This window comes from Streptomyces kunmingensis, assembly GCF_039533535.1.
GTDB lineage: Bacteria > Actinomycetota > Actinomycetes > Streptomycetales > Streptomycetaceae > Streptomyces > Streptomyces kunmingensis.
Genome location: NZ_BAAATS010000065.1, coordinates 40694 through 59819, shown reverse-complemented (window position 1 = coordinate 59819; position 19126 = coordinate 40694). Strand labels below are relative to the sequence as shown.

Annotated in this window: 5 protein-coding genes; all 5 read right to left on the bottom strand. The window is 73.3% G+C overall.

The features are described from left to right. Positions 1-62: 62 nt before the first annotated feature. Positions 63-11030 carry a non-ribosomal peptide synthetase gene (locus ABD366_RS41775; protein ID WP_324771456.1) on the bottom strand — a complete coding sequence of 3656 codons (10968 nt, stop codon included), beginning with the start codon at positions 11028-11030 and terminating at the stop codon, positions 63-65. Then, positions 11027-16618 (bottom strand): non-ribosomal peptide synthetase, encoded by a 5592-nt coding sequence (locus ABD366_RS41770; protein WP_324771455.1) that lies wholly within the window; start codon positions 16616-16618, stop codon positions 11027-11029. The genes ABD366_RS41775 and ABD366_RS41770 overlap by 4 nt, the downstream gene beginning before the upstream one ends. Positions 16619-16684: 66 nt before the next feature. Beyond that, complete coding sequence (locus tag ABD366_RS41765; protein WP_324771454.1) at positions 16685-16903, bottom strand: MbtH family protein; 219 nt, start codon at positions 16901-16903, stop codon at positions 16685-16687. Positions 16904-16967: 64 nt separating this feature from the next. Continuing rightward, positions 16968-17978, bottom strand: a complete 1011-nt coding sequence (gene sbnB / locus ABD366_RS41760) for a 2,3-diaminopropionate biosynthesis protein SbnB (protein WP_324771453.1) — start codon at positions 17976-17978, stop codon at positions 16968-16970. Further along, positions 17966-18949, bottom strand: coding sequence for a 2,3-diaminopropionate biosynthesis protein SbnA (gene sbnA, locus ABD366_RS41755; RefSeq protein ID WP_324771452.1), 984 nt, complete (start codon positions 18947-18949; stop codon positions 17966-17968). Before sbnA ends, sbnB begins: the two co-directional genes overlap by 13 nt. Positions 18950-19126: the final 177 nt, after the last annotated feature.

Sequence of the window (19126 nt, the reverse complement as noted above, 5' to 3'; positions counted from 1 at the left end):
GTCCTCCTGGGTGGGGGTGGCAGAACGGGGGCCGGGGGTGGCCGGGTGCGGGCCGCGGGTGGTCATGCGCGCTCCTCGTCGGTGACGACGGGGGAGAGCAGCGGATGGTCGGCGGGGGCGTCGGTGCCGGTGCCCGCGGAGGCCCAGTCCGCCATCAGCTCGCCCTTGCCGAACGCCTCTTCGGCCTTGCCGAGGCGGGCGGTCAGCTGCTTGACGACGCTCTTGCCGCTGTCGGAGTTGGTGAGGGCGACCAGGCCGACGCCGCTGCCGAGGTGGGAGAGCGAGAGGTTCCAGTAGCCGGCGGGTTCGCCGCCGTGGCCGAACTCGGCGTCGCTGCCGGTGTCGTCGACGATGGTGCCGAGGCCGTAGAAGCTGCCCGGATGGGTGGCGAGCAGTTCCTGGGCGACCGTGCGGGGCAGCAGGGCCCCTTCGTGGCCGAGGAGCGAGGCCCGTATTTGCCGGGCGAGCTTCGCGAGGTCCCCGGCCGTCGTCCACAGCCCGGCGGCGGCGAGGTGGGCCCGGGCACGCCAACCGCCTTCCATCGCAACGCCCTTGACGTGGTGGCCGAGCGCGACCGGGCGCCCGGCGGTGGCCGGGAAGTCCTGGCCGAAGCTGCTGCCCGTCATGGCGAGCGGCGCGAGGACCAGGCGGTGCGCGAGGTCCTGGAACGCCTCACCGGTGACGTCCTCCAGGAGCTGCTGGAGGACCCAGTAGTGCGTACTGGACTTGCGGAACGTCGAGCCGGGCACCAGCTGCCGCCGCACCCGCGGGGTCGAGACGATGCCCGTGCCCTCCAACAGGTCGCCCAGCGTCGGCACTTCACCGCCCGGCGGGAAACCGACGCTGCGGTGCCTGGCGAGACCGGCGGTGTGCCCGAGCAGCTGCCGGACCGTCACCGCGCCGGGCGCCGAGTCGAGCTCGTCCAGGTGCCAGGACGTCAGGTGCGCCTCGATGGGATCGTCCAGGGCGATACGCCCCTCGGCGACGAGCCGCAGCGTCGCGAACGCCGTGACGTGCTTGCTGATCGAGCCGACCTGGAACAGCGTGTCCGGGGTGACCGGCCGGTCGCCGTCCACCGCGAGGACACCGGCCGCGTGGGTGCGCACCGAGCCGTCCGCGCCGAGCAGCGCCAGGCTCACGCCGGGCACCTGGTGCTCGGCCATGAGGGACTCCAGGTCGCCGAGGGCGACCGTCCCCGTGGCCCGGGTCTCGCCTCCGAGCAGCGCCGCGACCTCGGCGAGCGGCCCCTCGGCCAGCCGGGTGGCGTCGCCGCCCGCGGCCTGCTTCAGGAGCGAGGCGAGGAGTTCGGCCGGGACCTCGACCCGGGCGGGCTCGGCCGCGGGGGCCTCCTCGACCACGGCGGCGGCAGCGTCGGCGGCGGCGCTGTCCTCGTCGATGGCCGCGGCCAGATCGATGAGCGTCCCGTGCTGGTACATGCGCCAGACCGAGACCGCGAGGCCCTCACGGCGGGCCGCCGCGAGCACCTGGATCATCAGGATGGAGTGCCCGCCGAGCTCGAAGAACTCGTCGTGCACGCCGATCTCGTCGACGCCGAGCACCTCGGACCAGATCTTGGCCAGCATGCGCTCGGTGTCGGTGCGCGGTGCCACGAAGTCGCGGCCCGAGCGCATCGCCGAACGGTCCGGCGCGGCCAGCGCCTTGCGGTCGACCTTGCCGTTGGCGTTGAGCGGGACGGCGTCCAGGGTGACGAACGCGGACGGCACCATGTACTCCGGCAGCAGCGCACCGCAGTCGTCGGCGAGGGCCGCGGCGTCGGGGAGCTGCCGGCCCTCCTCGGGCACGAGGTAGGCGACGAGGCGCTTGTCGCCGGGGGTCGGCTCGTGGACGGCGACCACGGCGTCCCGGACGGTCGGGAGAGCGGCCAGCACGGCCTGGACCTCGCCGAGTTCGACACGGTAGCCGCGGATCTTCACCTGGTCGTCGAGGCGGCCGAGGAACTCGATGTTCCCGTCGGCGAGCATCCGGACCCGGTCGCCCGTGCGGTACAGGCGGCTGCCCGCGGGCCCGTACGGGTCGGGCACGAACCGCTCGGCCGTCAGGTCCGGGCGGCCCGCGTAGCCGCGGGCCACACCGGTGCCGCCGACGTACAGCTCGCCGAGGACACCGGCCGGCACCTCGCGCATCGCCGCGTCCAGGACGTACGCCGTCATGTTCGGCAGCGGGCGGCCGATCGGGACGACGTCGAGCGGGACGTGAGCGGTGACGGGGTGGATGGTGGAGCCGACGGACGCCTCGGTCGGCCCGTACTCGTTGATCATGCGGCCGGAGCCGAGGACCTCCAGGGACTGGTTGGCGGTGGCGCCCGGGAGGGCCTCGCCCGCGACGACGTAGACCTGGCTGAGCCGGTCGACCTGCTCGGTGGTGAGCTGCTCGGTGAGGATGTCGAGGTGGCCGGGCGTCAGCTTGACGAAGCTGTACGGGCCGCCGTCCAGGAGCGCGGCCGACAGGTCGGCGGGCAGCGTGTCCTGCGGGACGACGTGCACGGCCTGCCCGGTGACCAGCGGCCCCCACAGGTTGGGGACGACGAGGTCGAAGGCGACCGAGGAGAACAGCGGCGCGCCGCCCGTGCCGCGCACGGCGAGTTCGTCCGCCGCCCAGGCGACGTGGTTGGCCAGGCCCCGGTGCGGGACCTGGACGCCCTTGGGCCGCCCGGTGGAGCCGGAGGTGAAGATGACGTAGGCGAGCCGCTCGAGGTCGTCGACCCGGGCCACGGCCCCGAACTCGCCGTTGTCGGCGGCCAGTTCGGTGACGTCGAGGACCGATACGGCGCCGGGGAAGCGGTCCGCGTACGCCTCCTGCGTCACGGCGAGCGTCGCGGCCGCGCTCTCGCACATGGAGGCGATGCGCTCCGCCGGGTAGGACGGGTCGATCGGCACGTAGGCGCCGCCCGCCTTCCACACCGCGAGCAGTGTCGCGAGCAGCTCCGGGCCGCGGTCGAGCAGGACGCCCACGGTGGACTCGGCGCCGACGCCCGCGGCGCGCAGCCGGTACGCGAACCGGGTGGCGAGCGCGTCGAGCCGGGCGTACGAGACCTCGCCGCCCGCGTGCCGTACGGCGACGGCGTCGGGGGTGCGGGCGGCCTGCTCCTCGAAGCGCCGCAGGACGGTCGCCTCGGGGAAGTCGCGAGCCGTGTCGTTGCGGGCGAGCAGCCACTCCCGCTCCTCGGCGGGCAGATACGTGTCCTGGGCGCTGCCCTGCGGGTCGGCGGCCATGGACTCCAGGACCTGCCGGTACAGGGCGGTCAGGCGCTCGCCCTCGGCGAAGGCCAGGGCGTGCGTGTGGGTGGTGAGCAGCAGGTGCCCGGAGACCGCGGAGACCGCGAGCGCGAACTCGGTGCCGCCCTCGCCGCCGCTGGCCCCGGCGTCGACGAGCTTGTTGTCGACGTGGTCGAAGTCCTGGTAGCTGAACCGGACGTGGAGCAGGCGGCCGGTGCCCGCGTCCCGCTGGATGACGGGCATCGGGAAGCGCCGGCGGTCCCAGACCTCGGCCTCGCGGGCGAAGACCTGGCGGACCAGGTCGGTCCAGCTGCCCGCGGTGCGGTCGAAGGCGAACGGCAGCGTGTTGAGGTACATGCCGTAGACGCGCTCCGCGCCGGGTGACTCGGGCCGGGCGCTGCACACCAGGCCGCTGAAGAAGCCGTCCTCCTCGGTGAGGGTGCTCATGACCTTCAGGTGCGCGGCGAGCAGCACGCTCTTGAACGACACCTGCGCCTGGGTGGCGAGGGCGCGCAGGCGCGGCTCCAGGTCGTGCACGGGCACGGCGAGCCGGTACTTCTGGCTCGGCTCGGCGGTGGACCCGGCCCAGCCGGCGGGCAGGGTGAACGGCGCGTACCGGCCGATGACGTCCTGCCAGTAGGTCCGGTCCTCCGCCGAGTCCAGGGAGGCCAGTTCGGCCGCGATGAAGTCGGCGTACCGCACCGGCGGGGCCTCGACGGGTGCGGGGGCGCGGCCCTCGCGCAGGGCGCGGTAGACGTCGAGGAGTTCCATCAGGAGGGCGCGGTGGCTCCAGCCCTCGGTGATGGCGTGCGAGACGGTGACGACGAGCCGCCAGGAGTCGTCGGCCTCGACCTGGGCGGTCATGCGCAGCAGCGGGGCCGCCGCGAGGTCGAGGCCCCGGGTCCGCTCCTCGCCCATGATGTCGCGTACGCGCAGCTCGCGGGCGCCCTCGGACAACTGCCGCAGGTCCTCGACGGACAGGGGGATCCGGGCGGCCGGGTGGACGAGCTGCAGCGGCGCGGTGAAGGCGTCCAGGTCGAAGGAGGTGCGCAGCATCTCGTGCCGTCCGGTGACGGCGTCGAGGGCGGCGCGCAGCGCGTCCGCGTCGAAGGGGGTGCCGTCGGTGATGCGGAACGAGGCGACGTTGAGGTAGACCCGCCTGGTGTCGTCCGCGAGCATCTCGACGAGCATGCCGAGCTGGACCTGCGACATCGGGTACGCGTCCACGACGCCCTCGGGCAGGCGCGCCCGGTCCTCGTCGGCGAGCAGGGCGAACGGCTCGACGGGCGGCGCGGTCTCCTGCGGCGCGGGGCGCCCGGTGAGGAACTCGCTCAGTTCGGCGACCGTGCGGTACTCGAAGACCTCCCGCACGCCGACGTCGAAGCCGGCCGCGCGCAGGGCGCCGACCAGGGCGACCGCGCGGATGGAGTGCCCGCCGAGGTCGAAGAAGCCGTCCAGGACGCCGACCCGGTCCAGGCCGAGGACCTGCGACCAGATCGCGGCGACCTGCGCCTCGGTGTGGGTGCGGGGCGCGACGTAGGCCGTGCCGCCGTCGGTGTCGGCGTCGTCCGGCGAGGGCAGGGCCCGCTTGTCGGTCTTGCCGTTGGCGTTGAGGGGGATCTCGTCGAGGGCGAGGTAGGCCGCCGGGAGCATGTAGTCGGGCAGCCGGTCCGCGGCGTGCTCGGCGAGCCCGTCGACACTGGCCCCCGCCTCCAACGGGACGTAATAAGCGACGAGTTGAAGGTCCCCGGTCGCGGTCTCGTGCGGGACGACGACCGCTTCACGGACCTCCGGGTGTTCGGCGACGACGGTCTGGACCTCGCCGGGTTCGATGCGATAGCCACGGATCTTCACCTGGTCGTCGAGGCGGCCGAGGAACTCCACGGCGCCGTCGGGGCGGGTGCGGGCGAGGTCGCCGGTGCGGTACAGGCGGGCGCCCGCGGGACCGTACGGGTCGGGCACGAAGCGCTCGGCCGTCAGAGCGGGCCGGCTCGCATATCCGCGGGCGACGCCCGTGCCGCCGACGTACAGCTCGCCCGGCACCCCGACCGCGACCTGGTCGAGCCGCGCGTCCAGGACGTACATCGTCATGTTGGGCAGTGGCCGCCCGATCGGCATGACTTCGCCGGTCTCGGCTTCGGTGACGGGGAAGACGCAGGTGCCGACGGAGGCCTCGGTCGGGCCGTATTCGTTGATGAGATCCGTGTCGGGCGCGAGGGCTCGCCACCGCTCCACCGTCGTACGGGTCAGCGCCTCACCGGCGATGACCAGCACGGGCGCCAGAGCGGCAGCCTCGTCCGCGCTCAGCTGCGAGGCCAGGACGTCGACGTGACCGGGGGTCAGCTTGATGAAGCTGAAGGGGCCGGCGGCCGCCAACTCCCGTGCCAGGTCGGCGGTGTCGGTGTGCTGCGCGATGGTGTGCACCTGCTGGCCGGTGACCAGCGGCGCCCACAGGTTGGGGACGACGAGGTCGAAGGCGACCGAGGAGAACAGCGGGGCACCGGTCGTGCCGCGTGAGGCCAGGTCGCGGGCCGCCCAGACGACATGGTTGGCCAGACCGCGGTGGGTGACCGCGACACCCTTGGGGCGGCCGGTCGAGCCCGACGTGAAGATGACGTACGCCAGGCTGTCGGCGTCGTCCGTACGGGCGAGGCGCGTGGCGGGCCGGGCGGCGACGGCAGCCTCGTCCCGGTCCAGGGCCAGGACGCCGATGCCGGCGCCGAAGCGGTCCGCGTAGGCGGAGTGCGTGAGCGCCGTGGCGGCGCCCGCGCTGTCCAGCATCGAGGCGATGCGCTCCGCCGGGTACGACGGGTCGATCGGCACGTAGGCCGCGCCCGCCTTCCAGACGCCGAGCAGGCTCGCGAGCAGTTCGGGGCCGCGATCGAGCAGCACACCGACGACGGAGCCCGGGCCGCTGACGCCGGAGGCGCGCAGGTGGTGGGCGAGCCGGTCGGCGCGGGCGTCCAGTTCGGCGTACGTCCAGGTCGTCGCGGCGAGCGAGACGGCGGGTGCGTCCGGCGTCCGGGCGGCCTGATCCTCGAAGCGGGCGCACACGCTCGCGTCACCGAAGCCGGCGCTCTCACCCGTGCCCTGCTCCAGGAGCGACTCACGGGTCGCGGACGGGAGATACGAGGCGCTCGCGTCGCCCTCCGGGTCGGCGGCCATCGCCACGAGGACCTCGCGCAGGGTGCCCGCGAGGCGCTCCAGGGCCTCGGCGGAGACGTGCTTGCGGCCGCCGGTGAGGAACAGGTGGCCGAGACGGGCCGAGACGCCGAGCGGGAACTCGGTGGGGCTGTCGTCGATGCTCGCCAGGTAGTCGACCCGCTCGCGGTCGACCTGGTCGAAGTCGTGGTAGCTGAACCGGACGGAGACCAGGCGGCCGCCGGGCGCGTCGGTCTCCGCCTGCCGCTGGATGTCGGGCATCGGGTAGCCGCGGTGCGGCCACAGCTCGACCTCGCGCTCGAAGACCCGGCGCACCAGGTCGCGCCAGCTGCCCGCCGCGCCGTCGAAGGCGAACGGCAGCGTGTTGAGGTGCATGCCGTACAGGCCGTCGGCGCCGAGGGCCTCGGGGCGGGCGTTGCAGACCAGGCCGGTGAAGAAGCGCTCGTCGCCGGTGACCGTGCTCAGCGTCTTCAGGTGCGCGGCGTGCAGCACGCTCTTGAGGGAGACCCCTGCCGTGGACGCCAGGGCGCGCAGCCGCGGCTCCAGGTCGTGGAAGGGGACCTTGACGCGGTGCGGGGCGCCCGCGACACCGTCGCCCGCCCAGGCCTCGGGGAGCGCGAACGGCGCGTGGCCCTCGATGACGCCGGTCCAGTACGCGCGGTCCTCGCCGGTCTCCCGGGAGGCGACCTCGGCGGCGATGAAGTCCGCGAACCGTACGGCGGGGGCGGCCGGCGCGGCGACGGGCTGCCCGGCACGGGCCCGGTGGTAGCCCTCGACGATCTCCATCAGGAGGGAGTGGTGGCTCCAGCCGTCCAGGATCGCGTGGCACTCGGTGATCGTCAGCCACCAGCTGCCGTCGTCGCAGGCCGTGCCGTACAGGCGCAGCTGCGGCGCGCTGTCCAGCGGGATCAGCCGGGACCGCTCCTGCGCGGTGAAGGCGCGCAGCGCGTCCCGTACCGCTTCGTCGTCGAGACCGCGCAGATCGCGCCCCTGCACCGGCGGTTCGACGCTCTCGTGCACCAACTGCATCGGTACGGCATAGGAGTTGAGGTCGAAGGAGGTGCGCAGCACCTCGTGCCGGGCGACGGCCGAGGCGACCGACGCGCGCAGCGCCCCGATGTCGAAGGAGCGGTTGTCGGGGACGCGGAAGGACGTGACGTTGTGGTACGGGTGCCGGCCGCTGTCGCTGAGCATCTCGACGACCATGCCGAGCTGGACCTGCGACATCGGGTAGGCGTCGGCGAGGCCCTCGGGCAGCCGGGCCCGGTCCTCGTCGCCGACGAGGGCGAACGGGCGTACGCCGTGGGTGGCGGTGACCGGCGCCCGGTCGGCGAGCCGCTCGCAGAGCAGGGCCACGGTGCGGTGCTCGAACAGGTCGCGGACGCTGACGTCGAGCCCGGCCTCGCGCAGCCGGCCCGCGAGGGTGATGGCGCGCAGCGAGTGCCCGCCCAGGTCGAAGAAGCTGTCGTGGACGCCGACCCGCTCGTGCCCGAGGACCTCGCCCCAGACGGCGGCGGTGCGCTCCTCCAGGCCGGTGCGCGGCGCGGTGTACTCGGTGCCGGCCACGCGTGCGGCCGGGGCGGGCAGCGCCTTGGTGTCGAGCTTGCCGTTGACGGTCAGCGGCAGCGCGTCGAGGGTGACGAACGTCGCCGGGACCATGTACTCGGGCAGCTCGCGGGCGAGCGCGGCGCGCAGCCCGGCGGTGTCCGGGGCGGCACCCTCGGCGGGGACCACGTAGGCGACGAGCTGCTTGTCGCCAGGGGAGCCGGGGGAGTCCGGTGAGCCCTGGGAGTCGTCGCGGACCAGGACGACGGCGTCGCGCACCCCGTCCTGCGCGCCGAGAGCGGCGTTGATCTCGCCGAGCTCGACGCGGAAACCGCGGATCTTGACCTGGGCGTCGTTGCGGCCCAGGAACTCCAGGCTCCCGTCGGCCAGACGGCGCGCGACGTCACCGCTGCGGTACAGGCGGTCGCCCGGCGCCCCGTACGGGTCGGGCACGAACCGCTCGGCGGTCAGCGCGGGGCGGCCCAGATAGCCGCGGGCGACGCCGCGGCCCGCGACGTGGATCTCGCCGGGCACCCCGATCGGCGCCAGGTTGCCGTGCGCGTCGAGGATGCGGACGGCGAGGTCGTCGAGGGGGACGCCGACCGGGCTGACGGCGCCCCGGGCGAGATCGTCCTCGTCGAGGCGGTGGTGGGTGACATGCACGGTGGTCTCCGTGATGCCGTACATGTTGACGAGCGTCGGCGCGTCCAGGCCGAGCCGGTCCGCCCACGGGCGCAGGTCGGCGACCTCGAGCTTCTCGCCACCGAACACCACGGTGCGCAGCGCGAGTCGGTCGGTGCGCGGGTCGCCCTCGCGGGCGGCGGCGACCAGGGCGCGGAACGCGGACGGCGTCTGGTTGAGCACCGTCACGCGCTGCTCGACGAGCAGGTCGAGGAAGGCGGACGGGTCGCGCGCGACGTCCTTCGGTACGACGACGAGGCGGCCGCCGTGCAGCAGCGCGCCCCACATCTCCCACACGGAGAAGTCGAAGGCGTAGGAGTGGAACAGCGTCCACACGTCGTCGCCGCGGAAGCCGGTCTGGTGCGCGGTGACCGTGAACAGCCGCCGGACATTGGCGTGGGTGAGGCCGACGCCCTTGGGGCGGCCCGTCGAGCCCGAGGTGTAGATGACGTAGATCAGGCTGTCGGCGTCGGTGCGCGCGCCCGGGTCCGTGGCCGGGGCGGCGGCGAGAGCGGCGCGGCCCTCGTCCCCGTCGAGGACGAGGACGAGGACGGGACCGTCGTGCAGGCCGTCGAAGAGCCCGGCGTGGGCGCGTTCGGTCACCACGACCGGGGCGGCGGCGTCCTGGAGCATGTAGCCGATGCGGTCGGCGGGCTGCGAGGGGTCGAGCGGCAGATAGGCGCCGCCGGCCTTGAGCACACCGAGCAGGGCGGGCAGCAGGTCCGTGCCGCGCTCCAGGCAGACGCCGACCAGGGTCTCCTGGCCGACGCCGAGGCCGATGAGGTGGTGGGCGACGCGGTTGGCGCGCTCGTCGAGCTCGGCGTACGTCAGCTCCTCGCCGGCGAAGTGAACGGCGACGGCGTCCGGGGTGCGGGCCGCCTGCTCCTCGAAGACCTGGTGGACGGTGCGGGTGACCTCGCCGGTGACGGCCGCGCCCCGGATGAGCAGGCGCACCTCGTCGTCGCCGAGGAAGGACAGGTGGGCCAGGTCGGCGTCCGGGGCGGCGGTCGCCGCGTCGAGGAGGCGGACCAGCTGCCCGGTGAGGCGCTCGGCGGTGGTCCGGTCGAACAGCTCGACGGCGTACTCCAGGTGCCCGTGCAGCGTGCCGTCGGCGTCCTGGCGCAGCTGGAGGTCGAGGTCGTACTTGGCGGCGTCGCCCTCGGCCCGGAACGGTTCGGCGACGATGCCCGGCAGGGCGAAGGCGCTGGTGCGCTCGCCGTGCATGGTCAGGGCGACGTCGAAGAGCGGGTTGCGGGACAGGTCGCGCTCGGGCTGCACGGCGTCGATCAGCTGGGCGAACGGGACGCCCTGGTGGTCGAAGGCGCCGAGGACGGTGTCCTTGGTGGCGTCGACGAGCTCTCCGAAGGAGGTGCCGTCGGCCCAGCTGCCGCGCAGGGCCAGCGTGTTGATGCCGTATCCGAGCATGCCCTGGAGCTCGGGGCGGCCCCGGCCGGAGACGACCGTGCCCACGGTGACGTCGGCGGAGCCGGTGTGCCGGGCGAGCAGGCTCTGGAACGCGGCGAGCACGACCATGAAGGGGGTGGCGGTCCGCTCCTGGGCGAACTCCCGCAGCCGCGAGGCGAGTTCGGCGGGTACGGAGAAGGCGACCGTATCGCCCGCCGCGTCCCGGACGGCCTTGCGGGGCCGGTCGGTGGGCAGCTCGATCGGACTGATGCCCGCCAACTGCTCCTTCCAGTGGTCGAGATGCCGCTCCAGGGTGGCGCCGGACATCTCGGCGCGCTGCCAGGCGGCGAAGTCGGCGTACTGGACGGCGACTTCGGGCAGTCGCGGCTCCTCGCCCCGTACGAGGGCGGTGTACAGGGCGCTGAGCTCCTGCCCGATGACCTCGGTGGACCAGGCGTCGCAGGCGATGTGGTGGAAGACGACGGCGAGCACGTGCTCCGCGTCGCCGAGCCGGATCAGGCGGGCCCGCACCGGCAGGTCGCGCTCCAGGTCGAACGGGACGAAGAGCTCGCCGGTGACGATCGCCCGGACCCGGGTCTCACGCTCGTCCGCGGGCAGGTGCGTGAGGTCTTCGAGGGGCAGGGCGGCCCGCTCCCGCGCGGAGACGATCTGCACCGGCTCCTCGCCGTGCAGGGCGTACCGGGTGCGCAGGATCTCGTGCCGGTCGGTGAGCCGCTGCCAGGCGTCGGCCAGGACGCCGGCGTCGAGGGCCCCGGTCAGCCGGACGAGGAGCGGGACGAGGTAGCGGGTGCTGTCGGGGTCGAGGCGGTCCAGGAACCACATCTGCTCCTGCCCGTACGACAGGCGCAGCGGGGCGCTCCGGTCCGCCCTGGGTATCGCACTTCTGCGCGCGCGCCGCCGCCCGGCGAGCCGCTGCCGCACGAGCGCGGCGCGGGCGTCGTCGGTGTCGATGCCCGGGGGCGTGATGGCACCGGTGCTCATGCTGTCTCCTTGAGCGGCGCGTGGCCGTTGATCGCGGGGTGGGACGGGGCGGGCAGGACGGAGGCGAGTGCGGGGGTGTCGCTGCGCGGGGACGGCGTCGGGGGGCTGTCGGTGAGCCCCGGCGGGTCGGTGAGCACCGAGGGGTCGGTGAGCCCTGAGGGGTCGGTGAACTCCGACGGGTCGGTGAACTCCGACGGGTCGGTGAACTCCGAGGGGTCGGTGAGCCCCGGCGGGTCGGTGAGTCCCGACAGGTCGGTGAACTCCGACGGGTCGGTGAGTCCCGACGGGTCGACGGGCCCCGGCGGGTCGGTGAGCCCTGAGGGGTCGGTGAGCCCCGACGGGTCGTCGGGCTCCGGTGGGCCGGAGTGGCCGGACGGGTCGTCCAGGTCGGATGCCTCCTGCGGCTCCGCCGGATCGGCGATGCCGGACGGATCGCCGGCGGCCGCCGCTTCGTCGAGGTCCAGCACGTCGGACGTGGCGAGCGGCCCGGCCGCGCCGGCCGTGTCTTCCGCGCTGTCCGCGCTGTCCGCGCCCTCCGCGTCGGCCGAGCCCTCCGCGCCCTGCGCGCCGTCCGCACCCTCCGCGTCGAACTCCGCGAGGATCTCCCGCTCCACGGCCACCGCCAGCTGGGCCACCGTCGGGCCCTCGAAGACCGACCGGACGGTGAAGTCGATGTCGAACTCCTCCTGGATGCGGGAGATCAGCCGGATCGCCAGGATCGAGTTGCCGCCGGAGTGGAAGAAGCTGTCCGTCATGCCGGGCTCGACCGCGAGGAGCTCGGTCCAGATCTCCGCGAGGCGTTCCTCGGTGGGGGTGCGCGGCGCGATCCGGCCCTCCGGGGCGGCCGCGTCGGCGGCGTCCGGCGAGGGCAGGGCCCGCCTGTCGGTCTTGCCGTTGGCGTTGAGAGGGATCTCGGCCAGCGGCACGTAGTGGTCGGGGAGCATGTACTCCGGCAGCCGCGCCGCACAGTGCGCCGTCAGCTCGTCGGCCGGGATCACGTCCGCGTCGTCCTGGGGGACGTAGTACGCGGCGAGCTGCTGGTCGCCAGTCGCCGTTTGACGCGCCACCACGACCGCCTCACGGACCGCCGGGTGCTCGGCGACGACGGTCTGGACCTCGCCGGGTTCGATGCGATAGCCACGGATCTTCACCTGGTCGTCGAGGCGGCCGAGGAACTCCACGGCGCCGTCGGGGCGGGTGCGGGCGAGGTCGCCGGTGCGGTACAGGCGGGCGCCCGCGGGACCGTACGGGTCGGGTACGAAGCGCTCGGCCGTGAGACCCGGCCGGCCCGCGTATCCACGGGCGACGCCCGTACCGCCGACGTACAGCTCGCCCGGCACCCCGATGGGCGCGAGAGTGAGCCGGTCGTCGAGGACGTACATCGTCATGTTCGGCAACGGCCGCCCGATCGGCATGATCTCGCCGGTCTCGAATTCGGTGACGGGGAAGACGCAGGTGCCGACGGAGGCCTCGGTCGGCCCGTATTCGTTGATGAGATCCGTGTCGGGCGCGAGGGCTCGCCACCGCTCCACCGTCGTACGGGTCAGCGCCTCACCGGCGATCACAAGGACCGGCGCGAGAGCGGCAGCCTGCTCCGCGGTCAGCTGCGCCGCGAGCACCTCCACATGGCCGGGCGTGAGCTTGATGAAGCTGAAGGGGCCGGCCGCCGCCAACTCCCGTGCCAGGTCGGCGGTGTCGGTGGCCTGCGCGATGGTGTGCACGCGCTGGCCGGTGACCAGCGGCGCCCACAGGTCGGGGACGACCAGGTCGAAGGCGACGGAGGAGAACAGCGGGGCTCCGCGCGTGCCGCGTGAGGCCAGGTCGCGGGCCGCCCAGACGACATGGTTGGCCAGACCGCGGTGCGTGACCGCGACACCCTTGGGGCGGCCCGTCGAGCCCGACGTGAAGATGACGTACGCCAGGGCGTCGGCGTCGTCCGTGCGCGGCGGCACCGACCGCGGCTGCGCGTCCAGCAGGGGCCCGTGCCGGTCCACGAGGATCAGGTCCGGGTCGCCGCCGAAGCGGTCCGCGTACGTGGAGTGGGTCAGGGCCGTGGCGGCGCCCGCGCTGTCCAGCATCGAGGCGATGCGTTCCGCCGGGTACGACGGGTCGATCGGCACGTAGGCCGCGCCCGCCTTCCAGACGCCGAGCAGGCTCGCGATCAGATTGGGGCCGCGGTCGAGGAGGACACCGACGACGGAGCCGGGGCCGCCCGCGCCCGAGGCACGCAGGTGGTGCGCGATCTGGTTGGCGCGCGCGTCGAGCTGGGCGTACGTGACCACGTCACCGGCGAACCCGATCGCGGGCGCCTCGGGGGCGCGGGCGGCCTGCTCCTCGAAGCGGGCGCACACGCTCGCGTCACCGAAGTCGGCGGCGGTGGCGTTCCACTCGGTGGCGATCAGGTGCCGCTCCGCGTCGGACAGCAGCGGGACCTCGGCCAGGCGCGCCGACGGGTCGACGGTCACCTCTTCGAGGAGCCGCACGAACTGCTCCCGTACGCGCTCCACGGTCGTCGCGTCGAACAGGGAGACCGCGTACTCCAGGACGCCTTCGAGGGAGCCGTCGGCCGAGCGTCCGATGAACACCGACAGGTCCGTCTTGGCGACGGTCCACGCGTCGGCGAAGGCGCGCAGGTCCGCGGCGTCGGTGGCGATGCTGGTGACGCCCTCGCTGTGCATGTCGAAGGCGACCTGGTACAGCGGCGTGCGCGACAGGTCGCGCTCCGGCCGGATCTCGTCGACGAGGCGGTCGAAGGGGAGTTCCTGGTGGGCGAAGGCGGCGGTGGCCGCGGCCCGTACGCGTCCCAGGGCCTCCTCGAACCGCAGCCCGGGGCCCAGACCGCAGCGCACCACGAGGGAGTTGAGGAAGAAGCCGACCGTGCCGGACAGCTCCGGCCGGGTGCGGCCGGCGACCGGGGTGCCGACGGGCACGTCCCACTGGCCGGTCTGACGCGCGAGCACGGTGGCGAACGCGGTGAGCAGCGTCATGAACGGGGTCGCCGCGTTCTTGCGGCTCAGCTCCGTCACGGCCGCCGCCAGTGCGGGCTCGATGCGGATCGGCACGACGGCACCGCGCGGGTCGCGCTCGGCGGGCCGGGGCCGGTCGGCGGGCAGGTCGAGCGGGGCGATGCCGTCGAGCGCGGTGCGCCAGTGGTCGAGCTCGCCCGCGACGAACTCCTCGGTCTGCCTGCCCGACTGCCAGGCCGCGTAGTCCGCGTATTGCACATCGACGGCCGGGAGTCGGGGCTCGCGGCCCTCGCGGGCGGCGGCGCACAGCTCCTGGAGTTCGCGCTCCAGGACGACCGTGGACCAGCCGTCGCACGTGATGTGGTGCAGGGTGACGAGCAGTACGTGGTCCTCGCCGGGGATCCGGGCGAGCAGCGCCCGCCACAGTGGGCCGGTCGCCAGCTCGAAGCCGCGCGCGAACTGCTCCTCGAAGTGCCCGGCGAGCCGCTCGCGCCCGGTGTCGACGACCCGCAGCTCCACGGGGTGCGCGGCGCCGATCACCTGGCGGGGCTCGCCGCCCTCGTCGACGTACCGGGTGCGCAGCGCCTCGTGACGGCCGCCGAGCACGGTCAGCGCCGACCGCAGCTCGTCCGGCGTGGTCGCGGCCGGCAGGCGCAGGATCAGCGGGGCGACCCACTCGCGGCTGCCCGGGTTCATCCGGTCCAGGAACCACAGCCGGCGCTGCCCGGACGAGAGCGGCAGACGGCCCGTGCGGTCGGCCGCCGGGATCGGGGCGCTGTCGCCGTCCTGCGCGCCGATCAGCCGGGCCTGGGCCTCGACGGTGGTGGCGCTGAACAGGCCGCGCATCGACAGGGTGACACCGGTGGCGCGCAGCCGGGCCGCGAGCCGGGTGAGCTGGAGCGAGGTGCCGCCAAGGGCGAAGAAGTCGTCGGTGGCGCTGATCTTCTCGCGGCCGAGCAGCGCCGCCCACACCTCGGCGACCTTCTCCTCGGCGGCGTTGCGCGGCGCGACGTAGGCGCCCTGCCCGGTGAGGTCGTCGCCCTGCTCCAGGGCGGCGGTCAGGGCCGCGCGGTCGATCTTCCCGTTCGGCGTCAGGGGCAGCTCGTCGAATGTGCGGAACAGCGACGGGACATGGCTGTCGGGCAGCCGGGTGCGCAGGAAGCGGCGCAGGTCGCTCCCGGTGACCTCGTCGCGGGTGGTGACGGCGGCGCCGATGCGCACCGCGTCCTCCTGCGTGCGGAACGCGACGACGGCCGCGCCCGTGACGGCGGGGTGCGCGGTGAGCTGGGCCTCGATCTCGCCGGGCTCGATGCGTACGCCGTTGACCTTGAGCTGTCCGTCGGCGCGGCCCTGGTACTCCAGGAGACCGGCCGCGTTCCAGCGCACCAGGTCGCCGGTGCGGTACAGACGGGAGCCGGGCGGGCCGTACGGGTCGGGCACGAACCGCTCGGCCGTGAGGCCGGGGCGCCCCGCATAGCCCTGGGCGACGCCGACGCCGCCCGCGTACAGCTCACCGGTGACGCCCTTGGGCGCGAGGCCGCCGTCCGCGTCGAGCACGAGGACGCGCATCCCGGTCAGCGGCCGGCCGATCGGGACGGGCCCGGTGGCCTGCGCCGGGTCGACCTTCTGAGCGGTGATGTCGATCGAGCACTCCGTGGGCCCGTACGTGTTCCAGACCTCGAGCCCGGGGTCCGCCAACGCCCGTACGCGCTCGACCAGTTCGGCATGGAGCGGCTCACCCGCAGAAGCGAGCAGCCGGAGCGCGCCGCAGCCCTCCCAGGACGGCTCCTCGACCAGCAGGCGCAGCACGGAAGGCACCAGTTGCAGCACGGTCACACCGTTGTCGGCGACGGCCTTCAGGAGCGCGGCGGCGTCCTTCTCGGTGCCGTCCGGCGCGACGACGACGCCCGCTCCGCAGACCAGCGGCGCGAAGATCTCCCAGCCCGCCGCGTCGAAGCCGACGGACGTCTTGAACAGGATGCGGTCGCCGGGGCCGAGCCGCTGGGCACGCACGGCCCAGGCGACCCGGTTCGCGATGCCCTCGTGGGTGATCTGGACGCCCTTGGGGGTGCCGGTGGAGCCGGACGTGAAGATGGTGTAGGCGAGCGAGGCGGGGTCGTCGGCCGGGGTGCCCGCGTCACCGGCGACGGCCGGTTCCTGGGTGAGCGCTCCAGCGAGTACTCCGGTGAGTGATTCCGTGAGGTCTTCGGTGGTGAGGACGCGCGGGCCGTCCTCCGCCAGCGGCCCGCGCAACCCAGCCGTCGTGATCACGAGTTGAGCGCCCGCCTGGGCGGTCAGGGCTCTGAGACGGGCGTGCGGATGACCGGCGTCGAGCGGCAGATAGGCCGCCCCCGCCTGCCACACCCCGAGGAGCGTGGCGATGAGTTCGGTGCCCCGGGGGAGGCACACCCCGACCAGGGAGCCCGGGCCCACGCCCTGCGAGCGCAGGAGACGCGCGATGCGTCCGGCGGCGTGGGCCAGGTCCCGGTAGGTCGTCGTGCGTGGGCCGTCCAGCACGGCAGCCGCGTCGGGCGTGCGGTCCGCCTGCGCGGCGAAGAGCGCGGGCAGGGTGGGCGGGACAGTTCCGCTCAGGGGGTTCCCCGGCAACTGTGCGGCGTTCAACAGGTGCTCCTTCAATGACCTGACGTACTGGACGGTGCTCGGAAGTGCCGTTCAGGCGGCGGGAGTTCAGGCAGCGAAGACCGCGGTCTCCATGCGGCGGCGCAGGCTCAGCGGGCGCATGTCGGTCCACACCTCGTCGATGCGGGCGAGGCACTCCTCGCGGGCGCCCTGGGTGCCCTCGGCGCTCCACCCGGCGGGCAGTTCACGGCCGGCGGGCCAGATCGAGTACTGCTCCTCGGCGTTCAGGACGACGCGGTACTCGGGGGCGGCGGACTGCTGGGACATGGTTCTCCTCATGCATGAAGGGATGTACGGGTGAAGGGGAAAGCTGGATGAACGGCGGGCCGGGTCAGGACAGGAAGTCCGTGACCTCCACCCCGATGCCGGACTCGCGGGCAGTGGCGTGCACGTCGACGGCGAGGGCCAGGTCGAGGACGCCGAGGCCGAACGGCGAGTAGACGATGACCTTGTCCGGGTCGGGCGTGAACCGGACGGTGCCGTTGATGAGCTGCCCGATGGAGGCGTCGATGAAGGCGCGGCCGCCGGTGATCTGCTCGGTCAGGTGCAGCGACGTGCGCTCGCGGCACACGTGGTCCGCGTCGTCGACGATGTTGTGCGCGCCGTTGACGGACAGCGGGTCGATGTCGCGCAGCGAGATGTGCAGGACCACGGTGCCGGGTTCGGCGGCCGTCAGGTCCACGTGCGGCTCGCCCGCGTTCGTGGCGAACGAGACGAGTCGCTGGGCGGCGAGGGCGTCCTCGATGCTGTCGGCCAGGGTGACCTCGGCGTCGGGCAGGAGCTGACGGCAGCGGCGGGCGAACTCCTCGGCGCGCGCCCGCGAGGTGTCGTGGACGGTGACGGCGCCGAGCGTGTCGATCGCGGCCGTGAGGTAGCGCAGGATCTCCAGGTTGATGACGCCGCAGCCGATGAGGGAGACGCCGTCCGGGCGGTGTCCCTCGGTGAGGATGTCGGCGGCCAGCGCGGCGCTCGCGGCGGTCCGCGCGGCCGAGATGAGTGAGGCCTCGAGGAGCGCCTCGGGGTGTCCCGTGCGCAGCGAGTTGAGCACCATCACGGCACTGGCCCGGGCGATTCCGGAGTGGATGTTCGCGGGGAACGAGGAAATCCACTTGAGGCCCGCAGCCGGATTCTCGCCGCCGCGGTAGGACGGGAGTCCGATGATGCGGTTCGCGGGCTGGTCGGGAAAGCGCAGGAAGATGGAGTGCGGTACGGCCGTCGCGCCCTTGTCGTGCAGCGAATAGGTCTCCCGGACCAGCTCGATGTGCTCCTTCTCCCTCCCGCCGAGTATTTTCTCTACGTCTGCCTTGCGCAGTACGAGCATCGGGGTTCTCAGTCCTTCCACAGGTGCGACACTTCACCGAAGTGTTCGCGCACCCAGTCGTCGGAATAGACGGTTCCGAGATAGCGGTCACCGCCGTCGGGGAATATCAGCGCGGCCACCGAGCCGGCCGGAATGCGCGGCAGCATCCGCTCCGCCGCGGCGAGCGTCGCCCCGGAGGAGCCGCCGGCCAATATCGCCTCGCGGGCCACGAGGCGGCGGCAGGCCACCACGCAGTCGAGGTCGGAGACGTGCACGACCTCGTCGGCCGCGTCCGGGTCCATCAGGGCCGGCACGACGGAGGCGCCGTGGCCCGGGATCAGCCGCCGGGTCGGCAGCTGGCCGAAGATGGCGCTGCCCTGGGCGTCGACCGCCACGACCTTGGTGCGCAGCCCCTCCTTGCGGAGGTGGTCGGCGCAGCCGCGCAGCGTGCCGAAGGTGCTGACGGAGCAGAAGAGGTAGTCGAGCCGCCCGTCGAGCGCCTCCACGATCTCCCGCATGGTCCGCTCGTGGGCCTGCGGGTTGGACAGGTTCCCGTACTGGTTGGGGGAGTAGGCGTACGGAATGCGCGCCACGAGCTCGCGCACCCTGCGCAGCCGCACCGGCAGGAACTCGCCGGTCGCGGGGTCCCGCTCGTCGACCACCTCCACCTCGGCCCCGTAGGCCCGCATGATGGCCAGGTTCTGCTCCGTGGTCTTGGCGTCGACCACGCAGATGAACCGCAGATCGAAGTACCGGCAGATCTGCGCGAGCCCGACCGCCAGATTCCCCGAGCTCGATTCCACGACCACGGAACGCCCCGGCGTGATGTCGCCGTTGCGCAGCGCCTCGAGAAGCATGTTGAGGCCGCTTCGGTCCTTGATGCTGCCACCTGGGTTGAATCGCTCGATCTTGGCGAAGAATTGCGAGTGTTCCCCGGGGAACATTCTCTCCAGTTTCACCAGAGGTGTTTCGCCGATCGTCCCCAGAATCCCCGAATCAAATGTTTTCGGCATGGATTCCCTCTCACCTGTTAGGCGTGCAGTGGAGACACTAGTTCGCCTTTGGAGGAGGTAACGGGATCGGCGCTGGCAGCCAGATGCAGAGGCAGGATCCTGACACCGGGATCCTGCGACAGCGCTCCTTGTAGTGGCCAAGACTGGGGCCATTCAGAAAACCCGGAGTGCTCACAT

What these genes read in the sequence shown, in the direction of transcription:
- ABD366_RS41775 (WP_324771456.1), bottom strand. Translation starts at nt 11,030, where the DNA reads ATGAGCACCGGTGCCATCACGCCCCCGGGCATCGACACCGACGACGCC.
- ABD366_RS41765 (WP_324771454.1), bottom strand. Translation starts at nt 16,903, where the DNA reads ATGTCCCAGCAGTCCGCCGCCCCCGAGTACCGCGTCGTCCTGAACGCC.
- sbnA (WP_324771452.1), bottom strand. Translation starts at nt 18,949, where the DNA reads ATGCCGAAAACATTTGATTCGGGGATTCTGGGGACGATCGGCGAAACA.